The following is an 18,237-nucleotide window of genomic DNA, read 5'->3' as shown; positions in this document are numbered from 1 at the left end:
TCGAGAACGCGATCCTCAACCTCGCCATCAACGCCCGCGACGCGATGCCGGAGGGCGGGCGCCTCACCATCGAGACCGCCAACGCCCATCTCGACGACGCCTATGCCGCCCGCGACATCGGCGTGCGGGCGGGGCAGTACGTCTGCATCAGCGTGACCGATACCGGCACCGGCATGCCGCCGGACGTGATCGCCCGGGCCTTCGACCCGTTCTTCACCACGAAGCCGCTCGGCCAGGGCACGGGCCTCGGCCTGTCGATGATCTACGGCTTCGCCAAGCAGTCGGAGGGCAACGTCAAGATCTACTCGGAGGCCGGCCAAGGCACAACGGTCAAGCTCTACCTGCCGCGCTATCACGGCGAGGTCGAAGCCGCCGCCGAGATACGGGGCGAGGTGCCGCGGGCCGAGCGCGGCGAGACGGTGCTGGTGGTGGAGGACGATCCCACCGTGCGGGCCCTGGTGATCGAGGTGCTGCACGAGCTCGGCTACCGCACCTTGGAGGCCGGCGACGGGCCGGCGGGCCTGCGCCTGCTGCAATCGGCCGCCCACATCGACCTCCTGGTGACCGATGTCGGCCTGCCGGGGTTGAACGGCCGCCAGCTCGCCGACCAGGCCCGGCAGGTGCGGCCCCAATTGAAGGTGCTGTTCATGACCGGCTACGCCGAGAACGCCGCCTTCGGCAACGGCCATCTCGGCCCCGGCATGCAGATGATCACCAAGCCCTTCCCAGTGGAGGGCCTGGCGACCAAGATCCGGTCGATCATCGAGGGGTGAGGCAGGGGACGGCGACCGGATCGCCGAGGTTCGTCGGCCGGACGATCCGTCTTTCACCCCCCATTCCCGGACGACTGCGGCGTCAGCGCAAGGAGATCCGGGATTCAGCGCAAAAAGTCGCGAAGCGTCTGCTTGTCTGCAACGGTGCAGCATTCGGAGCCGCTTCGCGGCACATCCCCCTGGATCCCGGATCTCCTTCCGCTGACGCTCCAGTCGTCCGGGAAAGGGGAGCGTGACATACCTACCCAGCCTGCCGTGGCCCCGTCATGGACCGGGCTCCGCTGTCGCCATCCCGGAAACCGTGCAGGCTTCAGAGCACCTCGGCGCCGGCCGGGCTCCGCGCGGGGGCGCCTTGCGTCGCCTGGAACAGGCGCTCGCTCGTCAGCTTGAGGAAGTAGAAGCCGAATTCCGGGTTCTGGTAGTAGAGCTGCTTCACGTCCGCATAGGCCACGCCGAGGACGACGCCCGGCTCGGTGCAGACCAGGGTGCCGGTGCGCAGGTTGCCGGGCGAGAGCATGCCGAGCTCGCCCACGATGGCGCCGGGCCGGATCTCCAGATCCAGCTCCTCGATGCGGAAGCGGCCGCTCTCGATCAGGAACATCTCGTCGGCCGGGTCGCCCTTGCGAAAAAGCACCGCGCCGGCGGCGATGCGGCGGGACTCGCCGAAGGGCCGGAGCCAGTCGAGGGAGAGGTCGCCCTCGGCGGCGCGCTCGACGTCGCGCACCAGCCGGACCATCTGGTACAGCCGCCAGGCGTTGAACGGGATCTGGATCGCCTCGGTCAGCACCACCGGCATGCTGCCGGTCAGGAGGCCGTAGGTCATCACCGCCACGCTGGCGAGGATCGAGACGACCCGCAGCGGGATCATGGTGCTCATCGCGGTCGACGCGATGGTGAGCCCGGTCCCGAGATAGCCGATTGCCTCGACCCAGTTCACGGCCTGTCGCGCTCAGCGCCGCCCGACCGCCGACCCGCTGAAGCGGCCGGCGCCGGGCGCGTCCGCGGACGAGCCGTTCTGGAAGCGGGTCGCCACCGCGCCGGCGGGCGCCGAGACGAGGCCGGCGGGTGGGGTGCCGCCCTTCGGCCGCTGGATGATCCGGACGGCCGCCGCCTCGACCGCCGGGGCGGCCGCGGCGGCGCTGAACAGGGCGCGCAGCTGCGTCTTCTGGTCGGTGGGCGCGGGCACCACGGGCGCGGGCGCGGACGTCGCGCGGAGGCGCGGCTGGAGCATGGCGCCGAGGGCCGCCGGGTCGGCCTCGGCCGAGGCGACCTGGATCGAGGCCGGACGGGCGGGGGGCAGCGGCACGCTGGCCGGCAGGTGCCCGGCGATCGGCGGCGGCGCGGCAACCAGGGCCTCCGCCAGGGCGGCGAATTCCGACGGGCGCCGGGGCGGCAGCGGGGTGGATGCCAGGGTGGTCTTCACCGGCGCCTCGGGTGCCGGCTCGGCGCTGCGAATATCCGGCTCGGGCGCAGCGGCCGGGGCAGCCTCAGGCTGCACCGGCTCCGGCAGGGCGGCCTGCCGGGCGACCGCCTGCGGCAGCAGGGCGGCGGGCGCGGCGGGCGCCGCGTAGGCGAGGGCATCGCGGGTGCCGGCATCCTCCGGCTGGGCGCTGGCGAGGGCCACCGGACGGACGCGACCGGCGCGACCGGACAGGACCACGGGCGCGGGCGGCGGGGCAGCGGGCTTCGATCCGCCGAACAGCATCGCGAAGAACTGGCCGACGACGTTCGGGCTGTCCTCCTCGTCCGCCGCGGCGATCGCCTGGCTCACGCCCATCACGCTGCCGCCGCGGGCCAGGATCTCGGCCCTGGCGCTCTCGTAGCCGGCCAGCGGCCGGCCGTCGGCGGGCAGGTGGACGGTGCGGCCGTCGGGGAAGAGGCGGGCGAGCTGGTCGTGGCTCATCCGCGGCCAGGAGCGCACCGAGCCGACGTCGAGATGGACGAAGGGGCTGTTCGCTTGCGGGTACCAGCCGACGCCGCCGCGCTGCATCCGCATGCCGATCGCCCGGATCTGGTCGATCGAGACGTCGGCGAGGTAGAAATCCATCGCCTTGCCGAGCATGTGCTGGCTGTGCTCGGCCACCGCACGGGAGCGGCGGCGCAGGGCGGCGTTGGTCTTGGGCGAGCGATAGGCCGAGACGACGTGGATCGCATCCTGCGAGCCGACGGCGCGGTGGGCCTCCCACACCACGTCGAACAGGCGCGGATCCATCTTGGTCGGCTCGTCGAGGCGCCAGTCGCGCAGGAGCCAGTTGAGCTGCTCCAGGGCGGCCCGGTCGTAGCGCCCGTCACGCTTGAACGTGATCGCCGCGCTCTCCTTGGTGTGCTCGTGGAAGATCGAGATCGTGCGGGTATCGCCGTTGGCGACCGCGTCCTGGGTGCCGCTGGTCGAGCCGAGGACCGCCGCCAGGCAAGCGACAAGGGCCATCGCGCCGCGACGGCAGGCGCGGGATCGACGAGAGAGGGATTCCCGGGCCGGGTCGGCCGCGCCGCGGCCGGCACGCTTGAGCGCTCGCACGATCCCTCTTCCTCGCTCGGGCCGCGTGGCCGCCATGGTGAACGCAGGGTTGCCGAGAACCGTCAACAAACGGTTACCAGGTCCCCGCGCCAGGGTTGGCCGCAGGGCTAAGCCGCAACCGTGGCGAAAATCGGCCCGCCATCACGTTTCCGTGCGCCCACGGGAAAGAGGAAATAAACGAAGCCGCGCGGATGCCATCCCCATCGTCCTGGGAAATACGTGGGGCCTGTATTGTAGCCGGGACCGCAATCGTGCCGCGCCGCGATTCGCGTGTCATCGCTGCCTCGTCACGCTTTTTGCGCCGCAAAATAATTTTTCAGATTTTTTGCACTTGCGAGACGATCCCCGCCGTGCTCTGGTCCGGCATCATCTCGGAAGACAACAGATCCCGAGATGGAAAGACATGTCGTGTGGGCGCGATCTGTCGGGAGATCAAGATATGGGCTACCAGAGCCAGATAGCCGAGCGTCTATCGCGGTACGATGTTCGGCAAGGCGAGAGTTCCATCTCAGGCTTGTCTTCCGGGGCGTTCATGACGGTGCAGATGCACCTCGCCCATTCCGGCAGGTTCAAGGGCGCCGGAATCATCGCGGGCGGCCCGTTCCGCTGCGCCGAATCGTTCCGCGGCGCGTCACTGCTTGCCGCCGATGCCTACCAGCTCGGCGCGCTCGCCATCGGCATGAACCCGCTCATCCCGCAGATGGCGCCGGATGCCGGGGATCTCGCGGCCCTCGCCCGGGACGCGGCGGGCCTCGGCCTGATCGACCCGCTCGACGCCCTCGCCGATCACCGGCTGTACATCTTCACCGGCCGGTCCGACTGCGTCGTCTATCCGGACGTGGTGAGCCGTACGCGGGAGTTCTACCTCCGCCTCGGCGTCGACCCCGCCAACATCCTCTACGACGACGTCGTCAATGCGGGCCACTCGATCATCACCGACAACCTCGAGGATTCACCGCTCGCGGACAATCGGCCGCCCTACATCAACAACGGCAATTTCATGCAGTCGCATGCGATCCTCCGTCAGATCTACGGCGAGCTGAACGCGCCGGCCGAGCACCTGATGGGACGGCTGATCCGCTTCGACCAGAAGGAGTTCTTCGGCGGCAACAAGCGCGCGAGCATGAGCGATTTCGGCTACGCCTACGTGCCCTCGGCGGTGCTGGCCGGGCGGGCGCAGGCGCGGGTGCACATCGCGCTGCACGGCTGCAAGCAGGGCTACAACTACGTCAACTACGTCCGGGGCCTGCCCGACACCGCCAATCAGCCGCCCTACGGCAACCGCTACATCACCACGACCGGCTACAACCACATGGCCGAAAGCAACGACATCATCGTCCTCTACCCGCAGGTGGAGGGGAGCGACGGCGGCGACCTGCAGAATCCCGACGGCTGCTGGGACTGGTGGGGCTACAGCTCGCCCACCCCGCGCAACCCCGACTATTACTCGAAGAACGCCGTCCAGATCCGGGCGATCGCCGCCATGCTGGAGCGCCTCGGCGGCTGAAGATCCGCGATCCATCGACGGACGAACATCGTTTTGGGGAATTCGTGATGACATCCGACACCACCACGCCCGGCTCCGTCCTGGCGGCGCCGCTCGCCGCCTTCATGCAGTCGGCCCTGACCGCGACCGAGCAGGCGCCGGTCGCCGCGACGCCGGTCGCCGCGCCCCTGCGCCGCTCGGTGCTCGGTGCTCGTCGGCGAGCTCGCGACGCGCAGCACCGCCAACGCGGTCGCGACCGCGCAGCTCCTCTCGGAAAGCCCCGACTCGGACACGGTCGGCGAACTCTACGCGATGCAGGGCGCCTTCGTGAAGCAGCTCTGGAAGATCGACCAGGACTGGCGCGCCGGATTGCTGCGGATCTACGAAAATTCGCTGCTGCTGCACAAGGCCAACACACTGTCGAAGGTCATCGAGCAGGATTACAACCTGTTCGGCCAGTACGGCGACCTGGTGGCGAACACCGTGACCAGCGTGACGACCCTGATCGACAACTCGACGGTCGGCTACTCGTACTGGCTTAGCAAGAAGATCCAGGCGGCGCATGCCGCCAGGGTCGCAGCGGCGGCGTGAATCAAACCGGTCGGAATCTCTTCGATGGGCTCCATCGGAGTTGAAACCCTCCATCGTCATCCCGGGGCCGCGCAGCGGAACCCGGGATCCATAACCGCCGACAGTGCAGAACCCGGCGAGACGCTCTCCGCTTCATCCTGAACCGTCAGCGGTTATGGATCCCGGGTTCTCGACTTCGTCGAGCCCCGGGATGACGTGAAGAGTTGGCCTACGCAACGAATCAAACAGGCTCTCGACCGGTCGGCCCCTGACCCGGGACCGGTACCGCCATGAGCGGCGCGAGCCAGCGGGCCGCGAAGGGATCGCCGCAGGTGCCGTGGAGCGGTGGGCGCAGGCGCAGCAGCACCTGGATCACTGCGCTGTGCAGCCCGGTGCAGGCGCTCCACTCCACCCCGGCGCCCGGATCGGCGAGGAGAAGGGCGGCCAGGGTCTCGGCCTCCTCGACCGGGCAGGCGCCCTCGAGGCGGATCAGTTCACCGTCGCGGCGCACGCTCACGGCGTCCCCTCCCCTTGCCGCGGTCCAACCAGGGTCTCCGGATCGAGCACCAGGAGAAGGCCGCCATCGCCCGCGAGCGCGGTCCCGGCGAAGCCAGGCAGCGCGGCGAGGCCCGGCAGCGGCCGGACCAGCCCGTCGAGGCGGCCGGCGAAGCGGTCGACCTCGACGGCGACGCGCTCGTCCCCAAGCCGCAACACCGCCAGCCGCGCGTCGGCCGTTTCCGCAGCGGGTGCCACACCGCCGGGCAGGTCGAGCAGACCGGCGAGGTGGAGCACCGGCACCGTCCGGCCGCGCAGGACCGTGGCGGCGCCGAGGCCGTGGTCGCGGATGCGCTCCCGCGGCACCCGGGCGAGCTCGTCCACGGCCTCCATCGGCAGGCCGTAGAGCTCCGGGCCGATCCCGACCAGGAGCAGCCGGGCGAGGGACTGGGCGCGCGGCAGAATCAGCCGGATCGTGGTCCCCTCCCCGATCCGGCTCTCGACGGTGCAGCGGCCGCCGAGGCGCATGACGGCCTCGCGCACCGCATCCATGCCGACGCCACGGCCGGAGACGGCGCCGACCTCGGTCGTGGTCGAGAAGCCGGGGGCGAAGATCAGGTCGATCACCCCGGCCGTGTCGAGAGCCGCGAGGGCGGCCGGCGCCATCAGCCCGCGGGCGGCGGCGCGGGCGCGGATGAGGGCCGGATCAAGGCCGCGCCCGTCGTCGGAGACCGAGACCTCGACCCGCTCGCCCCGGCTCTCGGCCCGCAGGACAATCCGGCCCGTCGCCGGCTTGCCGGCGTCTCTCCGCGCCGCGGGCGGCTCGATGCCGTGGTCGACGGCGTTGCGCAGGAGGTGCAGCAGGGGCTCGAACAGACCCTCGGCCACGTCCCGGTCGACCTCGGTCGCCTCGCCCTCCAGGATCAGCGCCGCCTCGCGGCCGAGGTCGCGGGCGATGTCGCGCAACGGCCGCGGAAAGCGGCGGAAGACCCGAGCCAGGGGCTGGAGCCGCAAGGCCACCGCCTCGCGGTGCAGCTCGGTGGAGAGCCGCCCGATGCGCTCGTCGCTCGCCCGCAGGGCGGGGATCATGGCGGCGGGATCGTCTCCGGAGATCGCCCTGGCGACCGCTGCGCCGAGGGCGGCGCGGGCGGTGGCGAGGTCATCCGCCAGGGCCACGAGGGCGTCGATCCGGCCCGCATCGACCCGCAAGGTCCTGGGCGCCGCCTCGGCGCCCCCAGCCGCCTCGGCGGCCGGGTCGGTTTCGGGGGCCGCCGGATCCGGCGGTGCCAGGGTGACCGTCGTGACCTGGTCGCGCACCAGGCGGAACACCGCGTCGACCGCCTCCCGCGGATCCGCGGTGAGCAGCGTCACCGCGAGGTTGCAGGCGAAGACGTCGACGGTCTCCGCCGGCGGCCAGGGCGCGGCGGGGGCGATGTCGAGGGCGAGCAGTCCGGGCAGCCGGCGCACGAGGCCGATCGGGTCGTCGCCGGCAAAGAAGCAATCGGCCCGCGGGAGGTAGCGCAGGGCCGTGACGGCGCCGTCCGGCCGCGCGGTCAAGCCCGCCACAAGGTCGGCGGCCCAGTCGGGAACCGGACCGGATCCCGGGCCGGCCGGTGCCGGATCGGGCGCTCCGCCCGACGGGGCCAGCAGGCTCCGGAAGGCCGCGACGATCCGGGCCGATTCCGCCGCGCTCCCGGCCGGGAGCGCCCCGGTCGCGGCGATCGCCTCGGTCCAGCGCGCGGCGGCGTCGAGGGCGGCGAGCGCCGCATCGACGAGGCCCGCGCCGGTCGCGAGCCGGCCGGCGCGGGCGGCGGCAAGCCCGTCCTCGGCGGCGTGGAGGGCAGCGAGCATGTCGGGCCAATCGAACAGGGCGGCCGAGCCCTTGAGGGTGTGAACGGCGCGAAACACCCGGTTCAGCACCGCCGGATCGGGGGCGCCTTCGAGGGCCAGCAGGTCCCCGGCCGCGGCCTGGATCAGCTCGCGGGCCTCGGCCACGAAATCCGCGACCAGATCCGCCATCAGGCCGTCGGCGAGGGGCGCGTCACGCATGCGCGTCCTCCGGGCGCTGGTAGACGATGGCGTCCGGAAAGCGGCGGGTGCGGAACCGCGATGGGATCCGGGCCATCGATTCGGTATGGCCGAGGCAGAGGAAGCCGCCCGGCCGCAGGGCAGCGAACAGGTTGGCGGCGGCGATTTCTCGCGAGGCGTCGTCGAAGTAGATCAGCACGTTGCGGCAGAACACGATGTCGAAGCGCCCTTCCTGCGCCATCCCGGCCGCGTCGACGAGGTTGCGGCGGCTGAAGCGCACCGAGCCGCGCAGCTCCGGCAGGATGCGCCAGGACTGGATCCCAGCGGTCCCCTCCTCACGGGTGAAGTAGCGCGAGATCAGAGCGGGCGGCAGTCGGCCGAGCGCCCGGGCGCCGTAGCGCCCGGCCTGCGCCGCGGCGAGGGCCCGGGTGTCGATGTCCGAGCCGACGATCTCGATCTCCCAGTCGTCGACCGCCGGCCAGTGCTCGAGGAGCCAGATCGCCAGCGAGTAGGGCTCCTCGCCGGTGGCGCAGGGCATCGACCAGATCCGGATCGGATCGCTCGGGCTCCGCCCGGCGGTGACGGCGGCGAGGAGCGAGCCGGTGAGGCAGTGCAGCTGGTGCTCCTCGCGGTTGAAGTAGGTCTCGTTGACCGTGAAGGCGTTGACGAAGAGCTGCACCTCGCCGTCGCGATCGGCCCGCAGCCGGGCGAGGTAGGCCGGCAGGGCGTCGGCGCCGGTGGCGCGCATCCGCTCCTGCACCCGGCGCTCGACGAAGGCGCGCCGGTTTCCCGGCACCAGGATGCCGGTCTGCCGGTAGAGCAGGTCGCAGACCCGCGCCAGGTCGGGCTCGGCGAGCGGGCCGTCGCTGTCCGGATTCATGTCACCAAAGCCGTCAGCTCGGCCGCGATGGTCTCCAGCGGCGCGACCACGCTGGCGCCGCCGGCCCTCACCAGCTCGCCCGGCATGCCCCAGACCACCGCCGTCGCCTCGGCCTCCGCGATGGTGCGCCCGCCGCGGGCCCGCAACACCGCCATGCTCCGGGCGCCGTCGCGGCCCATCCCGGTCATCAGCACTCCGACGAGGCGGTGCGGCAAGACGAGATCGAGGGCGCTCTCCACCAGGCGGTCGACGCTGGGGTGCCAGGGATAATCGGCCTTGGCCGGGGCCGGGGCCGCCATCAGGCCGTCGGGCCGGCGCACCACGATCACGTCGGCGTCGCCGCGCCCGACATAGACCCGGCCCGGCGCCAGGAGCGCCGGCGCCGTCACCTCCTGCACGCCGAGCGCGCAGAGCCCGTCGAGCCGGCGGGCGAGCGGCCCGGTGAAGGTCGACGGCATGTGCTGGGCGACGATGATCGGCCAGGGAAAATCAGCGGGCAGCTCGCCCAGGAAGGCGGTCAGGGCGGGTGGCCCGCCGGTCGAGGCGCCGACCAGGACGAGGCCGCCTGCCGCGGCCGCCGGCAGGGTCAAGTCCGTTGTCAGGGCTGTCTCTGCTTGGCGCGGTGCCGGGGGCGCCGCCGATACCGGACGCGGTGCGAGATCGGCGTGCCGGGCGCGCAGGCGCGCGGCGAGCCCGAGGGCAATGCGCGGCCGGGATCGCGCCGCCGCCCGCACCTTCTGCACCAGCACCGGCGCGAACAGGTCGACCGCCAGCGACACCGCGCCGGCGGGTTTCTCCAGCACGTCGACCGCGCCCCGCGCCAGGGCATCGAGGCTTGCCTCCGCGCCCTCCCCGGTGAGGGAGGACAGCATCACCACCGGGCAGGGCCGCTCCAGCATGATCCGGTCGAGGCAGGCGAGCCCGTCGAGGCCCGGCATGGTCACGTCGAGGGTCACGACGTCGGGCGCGAAGCGGGGCAGGAGGTCGAGGGCTTCCAGCCCGTCGCGGGCGAAGGCCAGTTCGAAATCGCCCTCGGCGGCGAAGATGCCGCCCAGCACCTTGCGCATCAGCGCCGAGTCGTCGACCACGAGGAGGCGGATCATGCGACGGGCCTCCCGGGGAGCGCGGCACGGTCGAGGAGCGCGGCGGGATCGATCAGCGGCAGCGGCCCGTCCGGCAGGTCGGCCACCCGGGTCAGCGCGGCCCCGAACCCCTCTGCGAGTTCATCCGCGACTCCTCGCGGCGCCGGCCGGATCGCCCCGGCCTCCGGCCGCACCAGCCGCGCCGTCCCATCGACGAGGAGGCCGGCCCGCACGCCCCCGGCCTCGACCACCACGAGGCGTCCGCGCGTCCCACCGGGCGGCAGGCCGAGGCGCCGGCGCAGATCGAGGACCGGCAGCGCCCCGCCGCGGACGGCCAGCATCCCGGCGAGGTCGCCCGGCGCCCGGGGCACCCGCACGAGCGCCTCCGGCGCCCGCTCCACCCGGCATACCGCCCCGGCCGGCAGGCCGTAGGCGCGCCCGGCGAGGTCGACGACGACGATCGGCGCGGTGCCGGCGGCGACGGGGGCGGCCCGCGCCGGTTCCGCGGCGCCGGCGAAGGCCTGCGGCGACAGAAGACAGACGAGGGTGCCGTCGTCGCGGCGCAGGAACCCGGCCGCCAGATCGGCGGCCGGGCCGGCGCGGCGCAGGGCCCGGGGCACCGGGTCGATCGCCTCCGGCCGCACCCGCAGCACAGGCCCGACCCGGTCCGCCACCAGCCCGACGCCGCGGAGCACCGCGACCCGGGTGCCGGCGCCGCCCGCGAGCCCGAGCCGGGTGGCGAGATCGACGAGTGGCAGCGCCTGCCCGCGCCACGGCATCGCGACGGGGAAGAAGGATCCCGCGCCGGAGGCGGGCGCGACCGCCTTCGGCCGGCGCGTCACCGCCTCGACCGCGCCGAGCGGCAGGGCGTAGGTTTGCCCGGCGACCGTGAGGGCCAGGAAGGCGGCGTCCGGGCTGGCCGGCTGCGGCTCCGCATGGCTGCGCGACGCCTCGACATCGGCGGCTCCCCCCGGTCGCCGCGGAAGAAGGTCTGCGACGAGGGCCGGCAGGTCGAGGATCGCCACCCCGCCCGGCTCCGCCTCAAGGCCGACGATCCCGGCGACGAGGAGCCCGACCGGCCCGTTCGCCTCAGCCACCACCATCCGTCCCTGGAGGGCCGGGCTTGGGCGATTCCGCACCGTGGCCGGCGCCAGAAGCCGGGCGAGGTCGAGGACCGGGAGCGCCATGCCGCGTCTCTCGGCGAGTCCAGCGAGGAAGGCCGGCGCCCCGGGCACCCGGGTCAGGGCCGGGATCGGCGCCAGGGCGCGCACGCGCTCGGCTGGGAGGGCGACGCGCGGGCCGTCGTCGGCGAGCGCGACGACGAGGACGCGTTCGCGCCCGGCCTCAGCCATCCGCCTTCAGCTCGTCGGCGAGCAGCGCGATCTCCTCGACCGCCGCCGCCAGGTCCTCGGCCCCGCGGGCCTGCTGGCGGGCGGCGGTGGCGGCCTCGCTCGAGGCGCGGTCGGCCTCCTCGGCGGCTGCGGCGATCTGGCGGGCGCCGGCCGCGATGCCGGCGGCGGCGGCGAGGATCTCGTCGGCCCCGCCGACGATCTCGCGGTTGGCCCGTTCCAGCTCCGCCACGTCGGCCGCCACCGCGGCGAGGCCGGCCGTGAGGGTCCGGTTCTTCGCCACCTCGGCCTCGGCGGCGTCCGCCGCGCGTTCGAGGGCGCGGCGCAGGGCGGCGGCGCCGTCCCGGATCGTGCGCAAGGTGGCGCGGATCCGCTCGGCACCGGCGCTCGCGTCGCGCGACAGCGCCCGGATGTCGCCCGAGACGACAGCGAAGCCCTGGCCGGCCTCGCCGGCGCGGGTGGCCTCGATCGCGCCGCTCACCGCCAGCATGCCGATCTGCACCGCCACGAGGGCGATGCCCTCCGCGACCGTCTCGATGCGCCCGGTATCGGCCTCGATCGTGCCGAGGCGGTCGAGGGAGGCCCGCATCCCGTCGAGGGATTGCCCGACTCCGTCGGCGAGGGCGCCGAGGGTGGCGCGAGCCTCGCGCAGGGTCCCGGCGAGGCCCGCGACCTGCGCGAGCGCGCGGCCGGCACCGGTCCGGGCCTCCGCGGCGGCGGCCTCGATCTCCGTCATCGCGGCGGCGGATTGCCGGGCCGCGGCGCTCTGGACGGTCAGGCCGCGGCTGATCTGGTCGATCGCGGCCAGGATCTCGGCCGCCGCACCCGACAATTCCTGGATCGAGGCCGAGAGCGCGTCGGCGGCCCCCGCGATCGCCTCGGGAGTCGCGCCGGCCGCGCCCAGGGTCTCGGCGAGGGCCGCCAGGGCCTCGGCGGTAGCCTGGCCCTGGTCGAGGGCTTCCGTCTGCTGGCTCACCGCGCGTTGCGCTTCCTCGGCCGCGGCGGCCTGCTGCTCGGCCGCCGCCGCGACCTGCTCGGCGCCGGCTTGCGCCTCGCGGGTGGTCGCTTCCGCCCGGAGCGACGCCGCCAGGATGCCCTGTGCGCCCTCCGCCAGGATCCCGAGATCGGCCCGCGCCGCCTCGAGCCGCCGGGCGACCCCTGTCCCCGAGGCGGCTTCCGCTATCGCCCGCGCGGCGGCGTCCCGGATCGCGGCGCCGAGCGCCCGGATCTCGGCCCGGATCGCCTCGGCCCGCTCCCGCACCTCTCCGGCCCCGGCCTCCGCGGTCTCGGCCAGCGCCCGCACCTCGTCGGCGACGATCGTGAAGCCGCGGCCGTACTCCCCAGCCCGGACCGCCTCCAGGGCGGCGTTGAGGGCGAGCAGCCCGGTCTGGTCCGCGATCTCCCCGACCGTGCCGGTGACCTCGCCGATGCTCGCCGCCCCGCGGTCGAGGTCGTCGACGATGGCGACCGTCGCAGCCTGCCGCCCGGCCTCGGCCTCGATCGCCGCGACCGACTGTGTCGCCTGAACGCTGGCCTCGGCGAGCACGGACTGGAACGCGGCGGTGCGCTGGCGCGACAGGTCGGCCCGCTCGCGCGCCTCGCGGAAGCGCCCGACGATCGCCGCCACCGCCGCAAGGGACCCTTGCGCCGCGCCCGCGGCCTCCTCGGCCCCGCCGGCGATCTGCTCCATCGCCCGGCGCAGCTCCTCGGCCGCCGCCGCCGCCTCGGTGACGCCGGCCGCCAGTTCCTCTGTGGCGGCGCCCAGGCGCTCGGTCGCCTTCTGCCGGCGCATCTCCGCAGGCTCGCGGCGCGTGTCCGCAGGCTCGCGGGTCCGGCCCGGCCGGGGCGCGGGTGCCGCCTCCGGCGCCGTGGGCGCACCGGCCCGGGCCGCGAGCTTCGCCTTCTTTACCAGTGCCATCGCGCCCAACAACCCGCCTGCGCCTGCCCCGATGTGCCGGAGGCGCGCCGCCGCGGCAAGCGCCACGGGGGTATCGGCCTGGGGAGCGTGGCGCCAAGCCTTGCCTCGCGAAGCCTCGCCTCGCGAGAAACATCGCCTCTTCCGGCGGCAGGCCGCCGGCACCCGGCAGGTTAGGGGTTCCTTAACCACGAGCCGCGATGGTCCGCTCAACTGAACACCGAGGAGGTCGGGATGGATCACTTCGAGACGAGCATCCGCGAGCGGGCCTACGCCCTGTGGGAGCGGGACGGCTGCGCGCCGGGCCGCGACGAGCATTACTGGCGCCTGGCCGAGCAGGAGCTCACCCGGTCGGCGGCGCCGGCCGAGGCGCCGGCCGCCGAGGCGGTCGCCGCCAAGCCCGTGCGCAAGCCGGCGGCGCGCAAGCCGGCGGCTGCCAAGAGCGCCGCGGCCAAGGTCGTCGCCGAGGTGGCCGAGGCCGCGGCGAAGCCGGCCCCGCGCCGGCGCCGCGCCGCCGCGGCGGCCGAGAACGTCACCACGCACTGAGATGATGGTCGGGCGCGTGCCGCGCCCGACCCAACGACAGAGCCTGTTCGCTATCTCTGTCGATCTTATCCCACCCACACCCTCATCCTGAGGTGTCAGTCGATTGAAAATCGACTGACCTCTAGGGAAGCCTCCAGTTCTCTCGGAGATGTATGGAGGCCTCCTTCGAGGCCGCGCGATCTCCGATCGCCCGGCACCTCAGGATGAGGTCGTGGATGGGAGAGGACAGCGTCTCGTGACGCCGCCCTCGCCTATCGAACAGGCGCTCAGCCTCTTCCGCCCTGCGGGAGGGGCTTTTCGTCGGCCGCGACCCGCGCCGCGAGTCTGCCCCGGCGCCGGACCCGCCACAGCGCGCCGACGAGGGCGACGTCGATCAGTCCCAGGACGGCCAGAGCCGCCAGCGTCGCGTCGGCGCCCGCATGGGCGATGAGGTAGGCTCCCGCCGACGGCGCGACGGCCTGCGCGGCGAGGCTCGGCTTCGCCAGCCGGCCGAGCAGGGCGGCGTAGCGATCGGGCCCGAACAGGGCGAGCGGCAGGGTGCCGCGGCCGATCGAGTAGAGCCCGTTGCCGGCGCCGTAGATCACCAGCACCAGGCCCGGCGCCGGCAGCCCGCTCCCCAGCAGCACGAGGCCGACCGCCATCAGCACCACCGCGGCGGTGAGCGTCCAGATCGGGTGGTGGCGGCTGCGATTCGCCACTTCGAGCAGCCGCGCCCCGACCTGCGACGGCCCGACCAGAGTGCCCAGCGACACCGCCGCCGCCAGCGACAGGCCGCGATCCTGCAGGAGGGTCAGCAGGTGGACCGAAAAGATCGAGGTGGCGATGCCGGTGCAGGTCACGATCGCGGCCAGCATCAGGAAGACCGGCCGCTCGGCAGCGTCGAGCGACACCGCGTCCGACCGGCCGCCCCCTGTCACCGGCCGCGGGGCGGCGCGCGGGACCGCGCCCAGGATCAGCGGCAGGCACACGCCGAGCTGCAGGGCGGCGTAGGTCAGGCAGGTGCCGCGCCAGCCGAGATGCGCGAGCAGGAAAGCCGAGAGCGGCCAGCACAGGGTGCTGGAGAACCCTCCCCACAGGGTCAGCGTCGTGATCGCCGGGCGCGCATCGGCACCGTAGAGCCGCCCGAGCGTCGCGAAGGCGGCGTCGTAGAGCCCCGATCCCATCCCGGCGCCGATCACCAGCCAGCCGAGGCCGAAGACCGGAAGGTTCGGGGCGAGACTCAAGGTCACCAGTCCGGCGGCGAGCAGCAGGGCCGACACCGCCAGGACCGGCTGCCCGCCCCGGCGGCCGATCGTCCGGCCGGCGAAGGGCGCGACCAGGCCCGCCGCCAGCATGCCGGCGGTGAGGCTGCCGAAGATCCAGGGCAGCCCCCAGCCGGTCTCCGCCGCGATCGAGGGCCCGAGCACCGTCAGCAGGTAGTAGCTGCAGCCCCAGGCGAGGATCTGCACGATGCCGAGCGCCGAGATGACCGGCCAGCGCCTCTGCGCGATCATGAGACGGCCGAGCCCGGGCCGCAGGCCGGTGCGTGATCCAGAACGACGTCCATCGGCGCCGGCCTCCCGTTGCAGGCGGGCACGGGACCGGCGTCCGATTCCCGCATCCTTTGCCAATCTCTAACGAGTTCGCGGGACACTCGTCCACAGGTGTCCGGCGGGGTTGTGGAACATCCCCGGAACGCCCATCTAAGATGCTGATTTGCTTCGCCTTCCATGCGTTCCGCTGGCACCCGGAGCGCAAATCGGCTAAGCCGTCCGGCGAGAGAGTGTGAGCCCGCGCGGGCCGCGACGAGAGACAGACCTTGGCAGAGAACGATTCGACCGGCGCTACCCCGCCCGCGACCGACATCAAGCCCGTCTCGATCACCGACGAGATGCGCCAGTCCTACCTGGCCTACGCGATGAGCGTCATCGTCAGCCGGGCCCTGCCGGATGCGCGCGACGGCCTCAAACCCGTGCACCGCCGCATCCTGTACTCCATGTACGAGAACGGCTACCTGCCGGACCGCAAGTACGTGAAGTCGGCCCGCATCGTCGGCGACGTGATGGGTCAGTATCACCCGCACGGCGACCAGTCGATCTACGACGCCCTCGTCCGCATGGCGCAAGACTTCGCCATGCGGCTGATGCTGGTCGACGGCCAGGGCAATTTCGGCTCGATCGACGGCGACCCGCCGGCGGCGATGCGCTACACCGAATCGCGCCTCGCCAAGCCGTCGATGGCGCTCCTTGAGGACATCGACAAGGACACCGTCGACTTCAACCCGAACTACGACGAGTCGAAGGACGAGCCGGCGGTCCTGCCCGCCCGCTTCCCGAACCTCCTCGTCAACGGCGCCGGCGGCATCGCGGTCGGCATGGCGACCAACATCCCGCCGCACAACCTCGGCGAGGTGATCGACGGCTGCATCGCGCTCATCGACGATCCGGCGATCACCATCGAGGGCCTGAACGACATCATCCCGGGGCCGGATTTCCCCACCGGCGGCTCGATCCTCGGGCGCTCGGGCACGCGCTCGGCCTACATGACCGGCCGCGGCTCGGTGATCATGCGGGCGAAGTCCCACATCGAGGAATTGCGCAAGGAGCGCGAGGCGCTGATCTTCACCGAGATCCCGTATCAGGTGAACAAGGCCTCGCTGGTCGAGAAGATCGCGGATCTCGTGCGCGAGAAGCGCGTCGAAGGCATCGCGGATCTTCGCGACGAATCCGACCGCGACGGCATGCGCATCGTCGTCGAGCTGAAGCGCGACGCCGTCGCCGACGTGGTGCTGAACCAGCTCTACCGCTACACCCCGCTGCAATCGAGCTTCGGCTGCAACATGGTGGCGCTGAACGGCGGGCGCCCCGAGCTCCTCAACCTCAAGGACCTGATCCAGGCCTTCATCGACTTCCGCGAGGAGGTCGTCTCCCGCCGCACCAAGTTCCTGCTGAACAAGGCGCGCGAGCGGGCCCACGTCTTGTGCGGTCTCGCCATCGCGGTCGCCAACATCGACGAGGTGATCCGGCTGATCCGGACCTCGCCGGACCCGAACTCCGCCCGCGAGGCCCTGATGTCCCGCGACTGGCCGGCGGAGGACATCGCGCCGCTGATCGCCCTCGTCGACGATCCGCGCCACCGGGTGAGCGAGAACGGCACCTACCGCCTGTCGGAGACCCAGGCCCGCGCCATCCTCGACCTGCGCCTGCAGCGCCTGACCGCGCTCGGCCGCGACGAGATCGGCGACGAGCTGAAGCGGCTCGCCGACGAGATCGCCGACTACCTCGACATCCTGCGCTCGCGCGCCCGGATCATGGGCATCGTCAAGCACGAGCTGGCGGAGGTGCGGGCCGAGTACGCGACCCCGCGCAAGACCGAGATCCTGGACTGGGATTCGAGCGTCGAGGACGAGGACCTGATCCAGCGCGAGGACATGGTCGTGACCGTGTCCCACGCCGGCTACATCAAGCGCGTCCCGCTCTCGACCTACCGGGCCCAGCGCCGCGGCGGCAAGGGCCGCGCCGGCATGTCGATGCGCGACGAGGATTTCGTCACCCGGCTGTTCGTGGCCAACACCCACACCCCGGTGCTGTTCTTCTCCTCGCAGGGGCAGGCCTACAAGGAGAAGGTGTGGCGGCTGCCGCTCGCGGCGCCGAACGCGCGGGGCAAGGCGCTCGTCAACATCCTGCCCCTCGACCAGGGCAAGGAGCGCATCACCACCATCATGCCGCTGCCCGAGGACGAGGCGTCCTGGGAGACGCTCGACGTGATGTTCGCGACCGCCAGCGGCAATGTCCGGCGCAACAAGCTGTCCGACTTCGTGCAGGTGAACCGCAACGGCAAGATCGCCATGAAGCTCGACGAGGGCGACCACATCGTCCACGTCGAGATCTGCACCGAAGCCGACGACGTGCTGCTGACCACCGGCGCGGGCCAGTGCATCCGCTTCCCCACCACCGACGTGCGGGTGTTCAAAGGCCGCGACTCGACGGGCGTGCGCGGCATCAACCTCGCCAAGGGCGACCAGGTCATCTCGATGACGATCCTGCGCCACTTCGAGGCCTCGCCCGAGGAGCGCCAGGCCTATCTCAAGCGCGCCAATGCCGACCGGCGCGCCACCGGCGAGGCGATCGAGCTGCCGGCGGCGCCCGAGCCGGAGGCCGAGGAGGCCGCGGCCTCGATCGATCTCGAGCAGGACCGCTACATCGCCATGGGGGCGGCGGAGCAGTTCGTCCTCACCCTGTCGGAGCGCGGCTTCGGCAAGCGCACCTCGTCCTTCGAGTACCGGATCTCGGGCCGCGGCGGCAAGGGCATCAAGGCGATGGAGGTCAATGCCCGCAACGGCACCCTCGTCGCCTCCTTCCCGGTCGAGACCAGCGATCAGATCATGCTGGTCACCGACGCCGGCAAGCTGATCCGCGTGCCGGTCGATGACATTCGCGTCGTCGGCCGCGCCTCGCAGGGCGTCACGGTGTTCAACACCGACAAGACCGAGAAGGTGGTGTCGGTGGAGCACATCGAGGGCGAGGGCGAGGCGGAGGAGAGCGGGCATGCGGCACAGTCCGGGCGGGGAGCCCCCCGGATCTACGCGCCCGGGTCCCGGGCCGGGAAGGGGCCGG

The 18,237-nt window shown here is 72.7% G+C and carries 14 protein-coding genes; 5 read left to right on the top strand and 9 right to left on the bottom strand.

Annotation, left to right across the window (positions count from 1 at the left end; all coding sequences use genetic code 11):
* On the top strand, window positions 1–773 hold a 773-nt coding region (locus ABZT49_RS25215; RefSeq protein ID WP_355290073.1), incomplete at its 5' end, for an ATP-binding protein.
* A 310-nt stretch (window positions 774–1,083) separates the two neighbouring features.
* Here the strand turns inward: ABZT49_RS25215 and ABZT49_RS25210 are convergent.
* Window positions 1,084–1,710, bottom strand: a complete 627-nt coding sequence (locus ABZT49_RS25210; protein ID WP_355290071.1) for a cyclic nucleotide-binding domain-containing protein — start codon at window positions 1,708–1,710, stop codon at window positions 1,084–1,086.
* Between the two features lie 12 nt (window positions 1,711–1,722).
* A complete protein-coding gene (locus ABZT49_RS25205; protein ID WP_355290070.1) occupies window positions 1,723–3,201 on the bottom strand; it encodes a DUF882 domain-containing protein in 1,479 nt (492 codons plus the stop codon).
* Between the two features lie 622 nt (window positions 3,202–3,823).
* Here ABZT49_RS25205 and ABZT49_RS25200 point away from each other — a divergent pair.
* Both ABZT49_RS25200 and ABZT49_RS25195 read left to right on the top strand, forming a co-directional pair.
* Window positions 3,824–4,798, top strand: a complete 975-nt coding sequence (locus tag ABZT49_RS25200) for a poly(3-hydroxybutyrate) depolymerase (protein WP_355290068.1) — start codon at window positions 3,824–3,826, stop codon at window positions 4,796–4,798.
* Between the two features lie 186 nt (window positions 4,799–4,984).
* Window positions 4,985–5,368, top strand: a complete 384-nt coding sequence (locus tag ABZT49_RS25195; protein WP_355290066.1) for a hypothetical protein — start codon at window positions 4,985–4,987, stop codon at window positions 5,366–5,368.
* A gap of 220 nt (window positions 5,369–5,588) precedes the next feature.
* Here ABZT49_RS25195 and ABZT49_RS25190 read toward each other — a convergent pair whose 3' ends face one another.
* The 6 genes from ABZT49_RS25190 to ABZT49_RS25165 are packed head-to-tail and all read right to left on the bottom strand — an operon-like array spanning window position 5,589 to window position 13,099.
* Entirely contained in the window at window positions 5,589–5,864 is a 276-nt protein-coding gene (locus ABZT49_RS25190) for a hypothetical protein (protein WP_355290064.1), read from the bottom strand.
* Window positions 5,861–7,891: an ATP-binding protein gene (locus ABZT49_RS25185; RefSeq protein WP_355290062.1), complete on the bottom strand. Its 2,031-nt coding sequence runs from the start codon at window positions 7,889–7,891 to the stop codon at window positions 5,861–5,863. The genes ABZT49_RS25190 and ABZT49_RS25185 overlap by 4 nt, the downstream gene beginning before the upstream one ends.
* Complete coding sequence (locus tag ABZT49_RS25180; protein ID WP_355290060.1) at window positions 7,884–8,750, bottom strand: protein-glutamate O-methyltransferase CheR; 867 nt, start codon at window positions 8,748–8,750, stop codon at window positions 7,884–7,886. The genes ABZT49_RS25185 and ABZT49_RS25180 overlap by 8 nt, the downstream gene beginning before the upstream one ends.
* Window positions 8,747–9,853, bottom strand: a complete 1,107-nt coding sequence (gene cheB, locus ABZT49_RS25175) for a chemotaxis-specific protein-glutamate methyltransferase CheB (protein ID WP_355290058.1) — start codon at window positions 9,851–9,853, stop codon at window positions 8,747–8,749. Before cheB ends, ABZT49_RS25180 begins: the two co-directional genes overlap by 4 nt.
* A complete protein-coding gene (locus ABZT49_RS25170) occupies window positions 9,850–11,184 on the bottom strand; it encodes a chemotaxis protein CheW (protein WP_355290056.1) in 1,335 nt (444 codons plus the stop codon). Before ABZT49_RS25170 ends, cheB begins: the two co-directional genes overlap by 4 nt.
* Complete coding sequence (locus ABZT49_RS25165; RefSeq protein WP_355290054.1) at window positions 11,177–13,099, bottom strand: methyl-accepting chemotaxis protein; 1,923 nt, start codon at window positions 13,097–13,099, stop codon at window positions 11,177–11,179. The genes ABZT49_RS25170 and ABZT49_RS25165 overlap by 8 nt, the downstream gene beginning before the upstream one ends.
* Window positions 13,100–13,330: 231 nt before the next feature.
* Between ABZT49_RS25165 and ABZT49_RS25160 the strand changes: the two genes are divergently transcribed.
* Window positions 13,331–13,642 (top strand): DUF2934 domain-containing protein, encoded by a 312-nt coding sequence (locus ABZT49_RS25160; protein ID WP_355290052.1) that lies wholly within the window; start codon window positions 13,331–13,333, stop codon window positions 13,640–13,642.
* 266 nt (window positions 13,643–13,908) lie between these two features.
* Here ABZT49_RS25160 and ABZT49_RS25155 read toward each other — a convergent pair whose 3' ends face one another.
* Window positions 13,909–15,135 (bottom strand): MFS transporter, encoded by a 1,227-nt coding sequence (locus tag ABZT49_RS25155; RefSeq protein WP_355290049.1) that lies wholly within the window; start codon window positions 15,133–15,135, stop codon window positions 13,909–13,911.
* Between the two features lie 305 nt (window positions 15,136–15,440).
* Between ABZT49_RS25155 and gyrA the strand changes: the two genes are divergently transcribed.
* Window positions 15,441–18,237 (top strand): DNA gyrase subunit A (gene gyrA / locus ABZT49_RS25150; RefSeq protein WP_355290048.1); only part of this gene is annotated, 2,797 nt, incomplete at its 3' end.

The organism is Methylobacterium sp. EM32, from assembly GCF_040593685.1.
Lineage (GTDB): Bacteria > Pseudomonadota > Alphaproteobacteria > Rhizobiales > Beijerinckiaceae > Methylobacterium.
The sequence above is the reverse complement of the archived record's forward strand: the minus strand, read 5'-3'. Positions and strand labels throughout refer to the sequence as shown.

Bases quoted from the DNA above. Each gene is read 5' to 3' on its own strand.
- ABZT49_RS25155 (WP_355290049.1), bottom strand. From the start codon at position 15,135: ATGATCGCGCAGAGGCGCTGGCCGGTCATCTCGGCGCTCGGCATCGTG.
- ABZT49_RS25205 (WP_355290070.1), bottom strand. From the start codon at position 3,201: ATGGCCCTTGTCGCTTGCCTGGCGGCGGTCCTCGGCTCGACCAGCGGC.
- ABZT49_RS25170 (WP_355290056.1), bottom strand. From the start codon at position 11,184: ATGGCTGAGGCCGGGCGCGAACGCGTCCTCGTCGTCGCGCTCGCCGAC.
- ABZT49_RS25180 (WP_355290060.1), bottom strand. From the start codon at position 8,750: ATGAATCCGGACAGCGACGGCCCGCTCGCCGAGCCCGACCTGGCGCGG.
- ABZT49_RS25200 (WP_355290068.1), top strand. From the start codon at position 3,824: ATGACGGTGCAGATGCACCTCGCCCATTCCGGCAGGTTCAAGGGCGCC.
- ABZT49_RS25160 (WP_355290052.1), top strand. From the start codon at position 13,331: ATGGATCACTTCGAGACGAGCATCCGCGAGCGGGCCTACGCCCTGTGG.
- ABZT49_RS25185 (WP_355290062.1), bottom strand. From the start codon at position 7,891: ATGCGTGACGCGCCCCTCGCCGACGGCCTGATGGCGGATCTGGTCGCG.
- ABZT49_RS25165 (WP_355290054.1), bottom strand. From the start codon at position 13,099: ATGGCACTGGTAAAGAAGGCGAAGCTCGCGGCCCGGGCCGGTGCGCCC.
- cheB (WP_355290058.1), bottom strand. From the start codon at position 9,853: ATGATCCGCCTCCTCGTGGTCGACGACTCGGCGCTGATGCGCAAGGTG.